General features: G+C 32.3%; 15 protein-coding genes. 2 read left to right on the top strand and 13 right to left on the bottom strand.

Translation table 11 applies throughout. The annotated features are described in order from the left end of the window. Positions 1 to 29: 29 nt before the first annotated feature. The 9 genes from SJY34_RS05755 to SJY34_RS05715 form a co-directional block, all read right to left on the bottom strand. Complete coding sequence (locus tag SJY34_RS05755) at positions 30 to 569, bottom strand: hypothetical protein (protein WP_400079898.1); 540 nt, start codon at positions 567 to 569, stop codon at positions 30 to 32. Next, a complete protein-coding gene (locus SJY34_RS05750) occupies positions 496 to 2,430 on the bottom strand; it encodes a TonB-dependent receptor domain-containing protein (protein WP_400079895.1) in 1,935 nt (644 codons plus the stop codon). The genes SJY34_RS05755 and SJY34_RS05750 overlap by 74 nt, the downstream gene beginning before the upstream one ends. Positions 2,431 to 2,465: 35 nt before the next feature. Continuing rightward, complete coding sequence (locus SJY34_RS05745) at positions 2,466 to 2,759, bottom strand: hypothetical protein (RefSeq protein WP_400079892.1); 294 nt, start codon at positions 2,757 to 2,759, stop codon at positions 2,466 to 2,468. A gap of 44 nt (positions 2,760 to 2,803) precedes the next feature. After that, positions 2,804 to 3,298, bottom strand: coding sequence for a DUF6787 family protein (locus SJY34_RS05740; protein ID WP_400079889.1), 495 nt, complete (start codon positions 3,296 to 3,298; stop codon positions 2,804 to 2,806). Positions 3,299 to 3,350: 52 nt separating this feature from the next. Further along, positions 3,351 to 3,800: a DUF6146 family protein gene (locus SJY34_RS05735; protein ID WP_400079887.1), complete on the bottom strand. Its 450-nt coding sequence runs from the start codon at positions 3,798 to 3,800 to the stop codon at positions 3,351 to 3,353. Positions 3,801 to 4,016: 216 nt separating this feature from the next. Further along, positions 4,017 to 4,661, bottom strand: a complete 645-nt coding sequence (locus tag SJY34_RS05730; protein WP_400079885.1) for a DUF937 domain-containing protein — start codon at positions 4,659 to 4,661, stop codon at positions 4,017 to 4,019. Between the two features lie 108 nt (positions 4,662 to 4,769). After that, on the bottom strand, positions 4,770 to 5,720 hold the full coding sequence (locus SJY34_RS05725; RefSeq protein ID WP_400079882.1) for a D-2-hydroxyacid dehydrogenase: 951 nt from the start codon (positions 5,718 to 5,720) through the stop codon (positions 4,770 to 4,772). Between the two features lie 90 nt (positions 5,721 to 5,810). Further along, positions 5,811 to 6,872 (bottom strand): 3-phosphoserine/phosphohydroxythreonine transaminase, encoded by a 1,062-nt coding sequence (serC, locus tag SJY34_RS05720; RefSeq protein ID WP_400079879.1) that lies wholly within the window; start codon positions 6,870 to 6,872, stop codon positions 5,811 to 5,813. 78 nt (positions 6,873 to 6,950) lie between these two features. Beyond that, positions 6,951 to 8,009, bottom strand: a complete 1,059-nt coding sequence (locus SJY34_RS05715; RefSeq protein ID WP_400079876.1) for an acyl-CoA reductase — start codon at positions 8,007 to 8,009, stop codon at positions 6,951 to 6,953. 162 nt (positions 8,010 to 8,171) lie between these two features. On the opposite strand from SJY34_RS05715, the gene SJY34_RS05710 reads away from it, so the two are divergent. Beyond that, positions 8,172 to 8,525, top strand: coding sequence for a 4Fe-4S dicluster domain-containing protein (locus SJY34_RS05710; protein WP_400079873.1), 354 nt, complete (start codon positions 8,172 to 8,174; stop codon positions 8,523 to 8,525). A gap of 108 nt (positions 8,526 to 8,633) precedes the next feature. On the opposite strand, the gene SJY34_RS05705 is transcribed toward SJY34_RS05710, so the two are convergent. The 4 genes from SJY34_RS05705 to SJY34_RS05690 form a co-directional block, all read right to left on the bottom strand. Beyond that, positions 8,634 to 9,278: a YqiA/YcfP family alpha/beta fold hydrolase gene (locus tag SJY34_RS05705; protein WP_400079870.1), complete on the bottom strand. Its 645-nt coding sequence runs from the start codon at positions 9,276 to 9,278 to the stop codon at positions 8,634 to 8,636. A 232-nt stretch (positions 9,279 to 9,510) separates the two neighbouring features. Further along, positions 9,511 to 10,683, bottom strand: coding sequence for a DUF2059 domain-containing protein (locus SJY34_RS05700; protein WP_400079867.1), 1,173 nt, complete (start codon positions 10,681 to 10,683; stop codon positions 9,511 to 9,513). Between the two features lie 157 nt (positions 10,684 to 10,840). Beyond that, positions 10,841 to 11,266, bottom strand: coding sequence for a hypothetical protein (locus tag SJY34_RS05695; RefSeq protein ID WP_400079864.1), 426 nt, complete (start codon positions 11,264 to 11,266; stop codon positions 10,841 to 10,843). Between the two features lie 154 nt (positions 11,267 to 11,420). After that, entirely contained in the window at positions 11,421 to 13,241 is a 1,821-nt protein-coding gene (locus SJY34_RS05690; protein WP_400079861.1) for a serine hydrolase, read from the bottom strand. 182 nt (positions 13,242 to 13,423) lie between these two features. Between SJY34_RS05690 and SJY34_RS05685 the strand changes: the two genes are divergently transcribed. Continuing rightward, positions 13,424 to 13,846 carry a DUF2141 domain-containing protein gene (locus tag SJY34_RS05685; RefSeq protein WP_400079858.1) on the top strand — a complete coding sequence of 141 codons (423 nt, stop codon included), beginning with the start codon at positions 13,424 to 13,426 and terminating at the stop codon, positions 13,844 to 13,846.

Genomic DNA, 13,846 nt, shown 5'->3' with positions numbered 1-13,846 from the left:
GTTAATGTGTTTAAAATGTTTTTCTCTTTTTAATAATTAAATTGTAATTGTAACATAATATTTCTTCCTAAGTCATCAGCAAAATAACGAAGGCGATTAAGGTATGCTCTGTAACTCGTATCTAATAAATTATTGACACTTAGAGCAAGGTTTAAATTTGTAAATTTTGATGTTTTAAAAGTGACTTCAGAATAAAAATGAAGTAAATGAAAGGCACTAGGAGGTGTACTAACATCTACGAGTATATTTTCTCCTGTTTCCGCAATGAATGTTTCAAAATTATTATTTGGAAACTCTGTTTGTTCCGCTGTCCATTCACTAGTCAATGATGCAGAAAAATTATTCCAGTTATCATTTGTATAGCTTAAACTGTTTCGGGTATTGAATGCAGGAATATTGATTATTGGTCTATCGTTTTCTAAATCATTACCAACTGTATAAGATGACTTATTTGTGAAGCTTATAGCATCAGTAAGCTTATAATTCGCACTAAGATCAATACCATATAACTCTGCATCTGATTGTAAATAGTTCCATACAGGAAAAGCACCTTCTGATTGTTTGTTCAATGCCAAAAGGTTCTAAGTACATAAAATCACTTATGCGATTATAAAACCCTTCAACCATAAGTTCTAAATCAGCATTACTGTAATTATAACTTGCTGATATTCTATTAGAAATTTCTTGATTTAATCTTAAATCTCCAAGCTCAATGCGAGCAGCAGAGTGGTGTAAGCCATCACTAAATAATTCGGAAGGATTAGGTGGTCTACTTGACAAGCTGTAATTACCAATTACGTAACTATAATCATTTAACTGATATTTAATCCCAGCCGAAGCCGAAAAATTATGATAATTGAATACGGGATTCACTAATAATTGTGTTCCTAAATCATCAATAACAATATCTCCAAAATCTTCATCGTAGCCACGTTCTTCCCAACGACTTGTGCGATAGAATTTCTTCGCATCGATGCGGTTAAAATCATATCGCAGTCCAAGATCTACAGTAGTCGATCCATTTAAAGCATATTCTGCAGTTGTATAAACTCCGAAATCGTACTTGTCATAATCTGGTATCAAACGTCTAACACCAGTATCTGGGTTTGCGAAATTATTTTGATATCTGCCCATTAATCCAAAATTCAATTTATAATCAGAGTTTGAGTCTAATATAATATCAGTAGACAACGTATGTGTTTCTAAATTGAGATCTAAAGCTGGTTTGTCTTTATCATCTCCTACGCGAATATCAAACTCAAAACGTTGGTTATTTTGGTAATCATACTGTAAATTTACTTTTCCAAATTTTTTGAAACGTTTGTAATAAGTGGCTTTAGCCAAGTGATGCGTTACATCTTGCTTCGCGGGATTTATAGCATAACTAAAATCATTGATAACCGAGGGCTGTTGTGTATTAATAGCATCTACTAAATCACTGATATTACCAATGTGAGCAGCTCTTAGTATTCCGATTTCATTATTTAAATAACTATAGAATATTTCAAAACCAGATTCAAAAGTTTTTTTACCAGATCTTAATGAGAAGCCTTTGGAATTTGCGCCTGTATTACTAAGAACATAGTCTGGCGCTTCAAAATCACCATTCTTTTTCAAAGATCCTTGAGCATTAATAAACCAACCATTTGCGTAGTTTTTATTTACAGAAGAACTTATACTAATACCTCTACCATTGGTTTGACCTCCCAAAGTTGTTTTACCAAAAAGTGTATCTCTTAAAATTACTCTACTAGGATTAACAACAATAACACCTCCAATAGCATCTCCACCATAGGCCAAAGCTCCAGAACCTTTAATTACCGAAATTTGATCGGCAGAATTAATATCTATGTTTGGTGCATGTTCAATTCCCCATTCCTGATCTTGTAATCTTACATTGTTATTCAGAATGAGTAATCGACTACTATGCATACCATTAATCATAGGTTTTACAATTGAGTTACCTGTATTAATAGAAGATACACCAGCTACTTCTTTTAAAGCATCACCAATGTTTAAAGCACTATATTTTTTGAGAGTACTAGCTTTAAGCACCGTTTCTTGGGCTGTTTTAGTTTCTTTTTTACTGGTTTTACCAGAAACAGATATTTCACTAAGCTCTTCGATGTGATGTTCGAGTTGAATCGCTTCATGTGTATCTCCTTCAATAAGGAAGCTTACCGTTTTGGTTTCGCATCCAACATGAGTTATTGTTAAAGTCAGGACTCCACTGCACAGATTTTCAATTTTGAATTTACCATCAATGCCAGACACTAGGTATTTATCACGTTCTTTGATAAATATAGTAGCTGATGCTATTGGTGTTCCATCATGAAAATCTGAAAGTTCTCCTAAAAAAGTATATGTACAATCTTGGCTGAAACCAAAGCATGATAGTGCTATGGCAATACCAACAATGAGTTGTTTCATCACATGTTTTTGTTAGTGTAAATAATTTTAAAATACTACACTAATTGAGGTGGACCTCTAAGAAACCTTGATAATTGCTGATAATTATTAAAAGAAATATAATAGTTTGTCGTTTCATTAAAAAACGGAAACTCTACTTTGATTTCATATTTTGATAATACGAAAAATTGATTTTCACTGAGCTTGAATTTATAAAAATCACAATCTAAGTCAGACTCATGAAAATGGGTTTTTGATTCGTTATCCGATTCACAGACTTCATGCGTATGATGATTAAAGGCATGCTCTAATTTTAACGCTGAAGGTAATAACACCGCAAGTATCAGCATAATTGCTAATGTTTTGCATATTAATGATATTAATGATTTAAAATTCAATCTAAAAAGCGTTTAAGTCCAAACCGTTTGAGCATTTTCTTTTCAAATTCCCAGAAAAATTTGAACTGCCCAAAAAGCCATCCAAAAGTAACTAGAAGAATCTGATAAAATATAAGCCCAATGATAATAAATAAAACCCAATAGAGTAGTGGATTTAAGTTTTCTTTAGTAATTCCGAGTAGCTTTATAATTGGACGACCAATATATAATGATGAAGAGCCAGTAATAGCAAAAACTATAAATACACGAATCATTTCCCATTTGTAATCGAGAATCCACTTTTTTTCAAGTTTTTTAAAGATAATTAATGTTAGTTTTAGTAACAAGAAAAAAATAGCAACAGAAGCTATTATCGTTAATATTAGTCCATAAGATTTTAAAAAGGCATTTGAAATTTTAAAAGCAGAATAACCTAAAGCTAAAACACCAAAAAAAGGAAATACCAGTTGCCAATTGTGTTGTATTTCCCAGTGTTTTTTAAATTTTTCCATAGCACTTTAAAAGTGCTGCAAATTTAGTAAATTTTATGCATTCTTCACCAGGTTATATTCTGGGAACAAAAGGCGATAATCTCTGGTTGTATTTTAACTGAAAATATAGAAAATAGTTATATAGTTTGTAATTAATATCATAACCATAATCCGTGTATATATCATAGTCTATACGAAGTTCATAAAGACTTGGGTCAAAAGTCATAGGTTGAAGGTTTCTCTGGTTCCAAGTTTGTACCATAAGCGCATTTCTCGACTCTAACCATTGCTGTGAGTGAAAACCTCTAGGACGTGCTGTTGATACTAACCATGCATTAAATCCTGGTTCAATAATAATAATTTCATAATCGCTATCGTCACTACTTATTGATACCGTGTCATTTTTTACTAAACCACTATCGTTACCATTATTAATGGTTTGATTGTTGTTATACGATTTACAGCTAGCAATAAGTACAATAATGAAGATAAATGGAATAATCTTTTTAAATAGATGTTTCATAATGTATTAAAGGTATTAAAAATTTGATAGTGTTTTTTACTTTTTACTTTGATTTAACACTACAAACTAACAGTATTAATTATGATTATAAAATGGTAATTGAGTGAACTTCTCTTCTAAATGAGTAAAGCTGTAATTTTTAAAAGTTTTAGAATTTTAAATAAAAAAAGCAGCTCTAATATTAGAACTGCTTTTATATTAAAATACGATAGAATTCTATTTTCCGAATAATCCTCCTAAAAGACCGCCTAAACCGCCTTTTTTGCCACCACCTAGAACCATGCCAGCTACATCATCAATAACACTACCATCACCATCTGAATCCAATATTTTTTCAAGGAACGTTTGTTCTTTGGTTACTGCACCAGTATTACTAGCTCCTCCAAGTAAACCTCCTAAAAGACCAGATAAATCTCCGGCAGAACTCACATTGTTCTGTCGAGATTGTTTTCCTAAAACACCCATTAAGATTGGTGCTGCTACTTTTAAAATGTTACCTACAGAACCAATATCCAAACCAGATTTTTCACCGATAATTTTCTCAACTCCTTGCTGTTTGCTTCCTAAAACATGACCAAGAATTTTTGAACCATCAGTTTTTACGTCGTCGTCAACACCACCACCAAATAAACCACTTAGGTTATCTAAGATACTTCCGTCATGCTTTCCGCTTAATGCTCCCATTAAACCTTGAGCACCTTCTGGCGTAGAAGCATTACGCTCCATTGCTTTCATAAGTACAGGTAACGCCATTGTTAATACACTACTAGTTTTATTTTGATCTGTTCCTGTTGAACCAGAAACACCACTGATAATAGTTTTTCCTAAATCACTGTTTAATAAGTCTAAAATTCCTGCCATTTTGTTTTTAATATAATTAAGTTAATAAAATTAAGTTTTGTAAGGTACAAAAAAAAGTCCCACAATTGTAGGACTCATTTTTATCGATTTGGTCACATTTCTGATATGTTAACCTAAAATACTAATGATTTGTTCGGCTAATTCTGTGCCAATTCTGTCTTGTGCTTCATTTGTAGCTGCTCCAGTATGCGGTGTTAGTGACAAAGCAGGATTCATTAATAACTGAATTTCTGGCTTTGGTTCTTTTTCAAAAACATCTAAAGCAGCTCTAGCAACTTTACCACTTTCTATGGCCTTTACAAGTGCTATTTCATTAACAACTCCGCCACGTGCGGCATTAGCAATAATAACACCATCTTTCATTTGATTGAAATCCTTTTCGTCTATAACATAGTCCTTTTGTGCAGGAACGTGCAATGTTAAGAAGTCTGCTTGCTTTAATACGTCTTCTTTAGAAATGGTTTTGATTTCAAAATTTACTTTTTGTCCATCAAAGAAATCTAATTGCAAATCAGCTTTTTCTAAGAAAGGATCGAAAGCAATGACTTTCATACCTGCACCTAGAGCGACTTTTGCAGTAGCCTGACCAATACGACCAAAACCAAGAACACCAAGAGTTTTTCCCTTTAATTCTGTGCCTTTTGCATATGCTTTCTTTAAACCTTTAAAGTTAGCGTCACCTTCTAACGGCATGTCTCGATTAGAATTATGTAAAAAACGCGCTAAACCATAAAAGTGTCCAAATACTAATTCTGCAACAGAATGCGATGATGCAGCAGGTGTATTAATTACTTTTAGACCTTTGCTGCGCGCATACTCAACATCTATATTATCCATACCAACGCCTCCACGACCAATAATTTTTAGGCTTGGGCAATTGTCAATAATGTTTTTTCTAACTGTTGTTGCACTTCTAACTAATAAGACAGAAATTTCATTCTCATTAATATAGTTCTCCAATTGTTCTTGTGCGACGGTTGTTGTTATTACCTTGTAACCAGAAGCTTCTAGGGCTTTAATTCCACTTTGAGAAACTCCATCGTTTGCTAATACTTTCATTGTTATATGTTTTGTCATTTCGAAGAAGTATGACTTAGTCATCTTTTTGAATAGATGACTTTACTTCGTTCTCAATAACGATTACTATTTTTATGCTTTGCTTTCTAATTCACTCATTATTTCTACCAATGCTTTTACACTATCTAGAGATAATGCGTTATACATTGATGCTCTGTAGCCGCCAACGCTTCTATGGCCATTTATACCATTTATACCAGTTTCTTTTACCATCGCTTCAAATGTTTCTTTTAGATTTTCATTTTCTAAAGTAAAGGTAGCATTCATAGTTGAGCGATCTTCTTTTACCGAATAACCCTTAAATAGCGGATTTAAATCTATTTCAGAATAAATAAGTCTGGCTTTCTTTTCGTTTTCTTCTTCAATGGCTTTAATACCACCCAAATCTTTTAACCATTGCATAGTTAACATAGAAACATAAACTGCAAACACGGGAGGTGTATTAAACATACTGCCTTTACCAATATGGACTTTGTAATCCATCATAGAAGGAATCTTACGCGATACTTTACCTAAAATATCTTCTTTAACGATAACTAAGGTTGTACCAGCAGGACCCATATTTTTTTGAGCGCCTGCATAGATTAAATCAAATTGTGAAAAATCTAATTGACGAGAAAATATATCACTACTCATATCACATACCATTGGTACTGGTGATTTTGGAAATTTTTTCATCTGCGTTCCAAAAATGGTGTTATTAGATGTGCAATGAAAATAATCGTAATCATCTGGTATATCATAGCCTTTAGGTATGTAATTAAAACCAGCATTTTTAGAAGAGCCTACTTCGTATATATCATCATAAATCTTAGCTTCTTTAATTGCTTTATCGCTCCAAGTACCAGTGTTTAAATAACCTGCTCTTTTCTCTAATAGATTTAATGCTACCATTAAAAACTGTGAACTTGCACCACCTTGTAAGAATAAAGCTTTATAGCCTTTTCCTTCTAAACCTAACAATTCTAGAGCTAAAGATCTTGCGTTTTCCATTACGTCTACAAATGGTTTACTACGATGAGATATCTCTAAAAGTGAAAGCCCTTCATCAAAATCTAAAACAGCTGCTGCTGCTTGTTCCATTACCGATTTTGGTAATACGCATGGTCCTGCACTAAAATTATGTTTTTTCATGATTTTTGTTGTTTTTTGACAGGTACAAAGGTGCTAATTAATTGCTAAATTTGTGTTGCGAAAATGATATTTTTTTGGCTATATTGTTAACAAGAATTCAACAGTATCTACATTATCTGCATAATCCCAAAGTTGAGGCTTTTGGGTTTTACCAAATTCAATTTCATTATCTGTAAAACCACTAGCAACAATACATTGTATTTTATCTGCTTCAGAGCTCAGTTTTTTATGTAACTCGTCAATGGTGTTGTAATAATCATAAAAAAGCGTAGCAATAGGTGAAGCGTAACTTTCATCTTGTTTTATCATTAAAAAACCGTTCTCTAGCATATCAAATTCACTCATTAAATACACCGCTTTGTTATAGTCATAATTGTTTGCGTATTTAGCTTCATTAATTATAGGATGCCATTTATAAACTGCATTAAAGAACGCATCAAAATTGTAATTGTTTGGCACAAAAAGTTTGGATACATTCCTACAGCCTAAACCATAATATCTAAAGATGTCTTCTGACAAGGCTTCAAGTTGTTCGTTAGTTTCATTTCCTGTTAGTATAGCTATGGAATTTCTGTTTTTTCTAATGATAGAAGGTTTGTCTTTAAAATAATACTCAAAATAGCGTGCTGTATTATCACTTCCTGTGGCAATGACAGCATCAAATCCTTCTAATTTTTCTTCCGTAAATTTAATTTTGCACTTAAAATCTGGCTCAACAACTTCTAAATATTTGGCTAAAAAGAGGAGTAGGTGTTTATCGTTAGAAGATTGTTTGACTAGTACATTATGACCAGAAACAAGTATAGATAAAAAATCATGAAAACCAACTAAAGGAATATTTCCTGCCATGATAATGGCAATAGTTTTTGGGTTTATAGTATTAAAGTTATACTTATCCAACCATGTATTAATATTATTGTTAGTCAATGCTTTACACCATGATTCTAAGCTAAATAAGATATTCTTTTCAGTAAACCAGCCATTATGTTCTTTTGCAAGTTTTATTTGATGTTTAAAACCATCAAAAAACAAATCATTAGCAACTACAGTGTCATCTTTTTTGATGCCTTTACTTGTAAATTGACATAAAAAAGCGCCTAATTTTGTAAAAGCGTTAATTCTTTGTTGTAAATCCATATATGGTTTGGTTATACGATGTTTTGGCTCTATTTTTGCAATTGCAAAATTACGGAAACGAAATGAGCAACAAAAGGTTTGTTTTAATAATGGATTAAATATTTCGAATTCAATCTGACATTAAAAAAAATTAAGCAAACGAATTAAAAAAGAAAAATTACTATGGCGATTATAATAACAGACGAATGTATTAATTGTGGAGCATGTGAGCCAGAATGCCCAAATACTGCTATTTATGAAGGTGCCGATGATTGGCGTTATTCTGATGGTACTAGTCTAACAGGAAAAATAGTGTTACCTAGTGGTAAAGAAGTAGATGCGGACGAAACACAAGAACCTATTGATGACGAGGTATATTACATTGCACCAGACAAATGTACAGAGTGTATGGGTTTTCATGAAGAGCCACAATGTGCTGCGGTTTGTCCTGTTGATTGCTGTATTCCTGATGAAGATAATGTTGAGACGGAAGAGGTACTTCTTGGTAAACAAAGATTTATGCATCCTGAAGGATAGACGCTAAATGTCATTTGCAAATACACTGTTAAAACAAGTTTCTGCGATTACAAAAATTAGCTTGAATTACTTGTATTTTAATTTATGTCCTTGTTGTACACAGTTATTTTATTCCATTTCATAATTTCCATTCGCCCATTGTATTGTAGGTTCTATCCATTCTTTTAATGGCTTAAATAAAAATCCGTGTCCCATTCCCGTATTCAGTTCAATTTCTTTGAAGTTTTCAATGTCACACGTCGAGTTTTCTTTTCTCTTAATGGCAGAAACTCCATAAGGGTCAGATTTTTCAAAAATATTCAATATGTTTCCACAATAATTAATGTCAGGAATATTTTGGATATCATTTTCTCTATAACTTGCTATAAATACAAAATTTAAATTTGGGTTATTAATTAAAGTCGAAACGTATTGAGCGATATAACCACCTTTCGATGTTCCGACAATTGTTATTTTATTCGGCTCAACGCCACTAGAAATTAGACTGTCAATTTGCTTAACAACTTCTTGAGCATATTCACGAGCATTTACATTTCCATTTCTTTTTTCACTAATAACTTTCAATCCACTTTTTTCAAATTCTGATAAAATTTCTTTGTATTCTGTTCGTCCGAAATCAGGATGGGATTCTTCTAGTTCGTGAGTTTCTAAAAATCGATTGTGAAGAAAGAAAACAAATCGGTCATCATTTTTGTTTCCGCATGCAAACAAAGTTGAGTAAAAAAGAATTCCAGTTAATAGGCTTATTTTCATTGATTTACGATTTTCATCAAATTGTGACTTTGCTAGCTAATTAATAGAAAGCAGCGTTTACAAAATGCGATTCTACGTGCCGCAGGCAATTACATATCAACGTGTTTGTGTATGGTTAGTTGCGTGGGTTAGCACTTAACTTTACAAGTACACACCAAGTTGGAAATTCCGCAGGAATTTCCAAAGTAAGCGAGAACAAGCAATTACTTATAGCCATTGTTACCACACGTTTTTATTTAATTATTAATTCTATCGTTTCATTCGGAAAACTTGAAAAGCCTCCTTTTTCTCCTTTTGTTAAATCAACTTCCAACTTTAATTTCGAGTGTGCATTTTTATCTTTTTCAATTAATTGTCTTGAAAAAACCACTCTAATTTCAGCTTGTTCATTTGGTCTGATAGTTTCTTTGTTCCAGCTCAAATATGCAATTTGTTTATCCAATTCAATATCAGAAATGTAAAAGTCTTTTTTGCCTGTATTTGTTAGTGTGAAAACATAAGGTTTAGAGAAGTCTTTTTGTAATTTTTTAAACTTCAACTGTTTATCAGAAATCTCATAACTAATTTCCTTTGCAGGTGCATCATATTTAATTCCGAATTGGATTCTATTCCCATTACTTATGTCAATACTGGACATACTCCAATTTCTGTTTTCAGCTTGGTCTGCAAGTAGAATAATTTCTAAATCTCTTGTATCTCCTGGTTTTAAAGGTTTATCACCTAAGTCGAACTTAACCGCATCATTTCTTAAAAAGGTTGGCTCTTCAAAAGTCATCTCCAAATTTGAGTTGTTTTTAACTCTAATAATTTTTGTAATATCTTCTTCTCCATTTGTTCTTCCAAAGTCTACCAGTAAATCACCTATGTTATGTTCTTGGTCAATTGATAAATCTGTCATATTAAGAATCTGTAATCCATATTTACTTTTAAATTCCGATTCGAATTTTTCAAGTTGTTCAGAGCTTGATTGGTTTTCACCTCTTTTATCAATTTCTTCTATCACATATGAATTCAAATTCTGTGACCATTGCATTAGTCCTAAGCTCAGCTTTTCTATAATTATAGGTTGTTTTTCTGTAATCAGCTTTCCAGTCTCGGAACTATAAAAAGTTATGAGATTATCAATGTTAGATTCTGAATAAATTTGAGTGTAAATTGGAACCACAATTTCTTTAAGTTCATTTAAGGATTTTTTACTGACTTTGCTTTTTAATGCTTCCCAATATTGGTCAGAAACTCCAATATTTTCTTTTTTCTGTTGCTCAATAGTTTCGTCAATAAGATCATCAATATTATTAAAAGTTCCATCTAACTCTAAAAGATTAATGATTTTTTCTTCAAGAGATTGAGCATATATCTGTACTGTAAAAATTGTTAAAAATGCGATAAGTAAATTTCTTCTCATATGTTTTTTCAAATGTGTGGTAACGTGTTTGTGTATGATTTCGTTGCGTGTTTAAGCACTAAAGTTAGCAAACAAATCACGGATAGAAAATTCCAGCGGAATTTTCGTAAGTAAGCTCTAACTAGCAATGAATTATACACATTGTTGTAAGCAGTTTTTATTTTGGTCTATTCAATATTATTGTTTCCGAACTTTTAAAATCAATTGGTCTTGGTGCATTATTTGTACCTCTCGTAAATTTTATTTTATCTTCATTAATAATTTCAAATATACAATTCCAAGTCATTTGATTGCCTTTATCAAGATTAGTAAAGACCAAATCAATTTGTTTCGGTTCAGTTTTATATTCAACTTTATAATGTAAACTGAATGGTATTCCTTTTTTTTCAAACCTTTTTCCGCCAATAATTCCATCTTCCATTTCAATTATAACAAAACCATCACTATTGAAAGTAAAATAACCAATTTCCTGTTGGTCTTCGCCTTTCCAATTTCCAATTATATCAAATTCAGATTTTTCGTTTTTAGAATTACACGAGGTTAGGGTTAATCCAAAAATAAGTAGCAGAAATATTTTTTTCATATGGGTCTTAAATTGCTTACAACTTGTTATATGATCACTAAAAGTAACGTTATCCCGTCTTATATTCGGGATAAGATTACTTTTTAGTTGTTTTTATCAATCTATAAAACTAATAAATAGTTTCAAGTTTTATATACGTAAAACTACGTACATTTTAGTCTTCAAACTTTCGTTTACCAGTAAAAGTGCCATTAGGTTGTATAAACTTTACAGCACTAATCTTGCCATCCGTTTTAACAAACTCAACTTTATAACCATCCAAAACTTTGAGATTAAATTGATGCTCTGCAGTTGGTACTAATTCGTATTCTGGTTGGTTAGGTACAAACGCGTACAATACATTCCCATCCTTAATGTATACTTTTATTTCTGTACCCATAAGATCGTATTTGCCTACATATTGCTGTAATGTTTCTGCATCTACATCGATAGTGTTTGGAGTACGTTTAAAGGCAATAGGGTCTACCATTGGTTCAATACCTACACGACCATAATCTATATCACCTGCTTCGTTGGTACTAAACGTAATTTTTAGAGATTTCCCAATTGCTGCTGTATCGACCTTGCCCTCTATAACATCTATAAGTTCAAAAGTATCGTAATGGTAATGATGTAAATATTGCCTTTTGTCATTTAGCACAGTGAATAGGCTATCATTTTCTACAACGATATCAACTTTACCGTAGCCTTTATGCTCATATAAACCCGTATAATCTAGTTTAGTATGAGAAGGTCTCGTGTTTTTTACACTAGAAATTTCGGTATTATCTTTGGCTTCATCTAGGCTTTGGAGCATTTTTTCGATGTCTTCTTTGTGTTTTTTTGCCCATTCGGTTTTTTCTTCACCAAGCATATAATCGGCTGCAATGTTTCTAATTAGCCTCGGAACTGCTGAACCATTTTGATTGGCCAATACAACTATACCCAAACTATCGGAAGGATAAAACGCAACACTTGCAGAAAACCCATCAATGTTACCACCATGTTCTACTAAATAATGGCCCTTGTATGAATGTAAAAACCAACCGTAACCATAATTAGCAAATTGTGCATCTGGTAATTCTTCTGATGGTAGACCAGCAGCAACCACCATTTGAGAACTCATAGCTTCTTTAACGTAGTTTTCAGGAATGATCTGCTCCTCCTTATATTTTCCGTTGTTAATCCAAGTAATTAACCATTTACTCATATCGTTAACACTGCTATTTATACTGCCTGCAGGAGACATACCTGCAATATCATAATAATCCATTTTTTCAATAGTTCTATTATCATCTAAGGTATAGCCAATAGCAGCATTAGAACTCGATTTCATACCTTCAATCCGTGTTCTAGAACGATTCATGCCTAAAGGCTTAAAGAATTTTTCTTCGATATTTTCTTCCCAAGATTTATCAGTAAGTTTCTCCGTAATGACTCCTTGTAATAAAAATCCAAAATTGTTATAGTACCATTGTTGGCGTACACCAGTAAAAGGCTCATGATATTGCATACGAGCTACCAAGCTGTCTTTATCATGGCTTGGAAAAAAGTACCAGGCACCATCGTGCCTTGGTAAACCTGTACTATGACGCATTAGGTCTTTAATGATGATATTGTTATTCATATCACTATTGTAAAATTCTAAATCAGGTAGGTGTTTTAATGGGCTGTCATCAAAGGATAGTTTATCGTCCTCACGCAGCAGTCCTAATAGTGCCGAGGTAAATGCTTTGGTAGAGGAACCAATGGCAAATAGCGTATTGGCATCTGCTGGTACTTTATTTTCATAATCACTATAACCAAAACCTTTGGCATAGATGATTTTATCTCCTTCTACAATGGCAACAGCAAATCCAGGAGCTTTTGTACTTTCTAATACAGAGTTGAACTGTTTTTCAATACCTTTTAGACGTTTGTCAGTTTGCGAAAATGCTACTGTAGAAATTAGCGTTAGGGCAATAATTAGAATGCGATTGTGCGTCTGTGATTTCATACGGATTGGATTTTAATAAGTGATTATGAAATATATGTAGCTAAAAGGCTTACTAAGTTACTATTTTTTAGTGCCAATTTAAAAAAAATACAATTCGTCATTAAAAAAATACAATTCGGTAAATCTTGTTTTAAAAATCTGTATTTCTGTCAGATATTTGTGTCAAATCAAAAAACAACATCATGAATGTATTAGTTAAAATAGTAGTCGCCTTAATTATAGGTTTTGTTTGCCATCAGTCTGAAGCTCAGAATAAACATAATATAATCGTTACGGTAAAAAACGCTAATAGTAATGAAGGCAAAATGTTTATAGCACTTTACAAGACGGAGTCTAGCTTTTTAAACACAACATATAAAGCTGTAAAAAGTGAAATTAAGGATAATCAATGTACCATTACTTTCGAAGATATACCTGACGGAATTTATGCGGTTTCAATTTTTCATGACGAAAATAATAATGGTAAATTAGATAGCAACTTTTTTGGGATACCAAAAGAAGATTATGGTTGCTCTAATAATGCAAAAGGTTTTATGGGACCGCCAAAATGGGAAGATGCCAAATTTCAACTTAATAAAAATGAATCACTAACAATAAAATTATAA

It is taken from the genome of Winogradskyella sp. R77965 (genome assembly GCF_044594915.1).
Lineage (GTDB): Bacteria > Bacteroidota > Bacteroidia > Flavobacteriales > Flavobacteriaceae > Winogradskyella.
The sequence above is the reverse complement of the archived record's forward strand: the minus strand, read 5'-3'. Positions and strand labels throughout refer to the sequence as shown.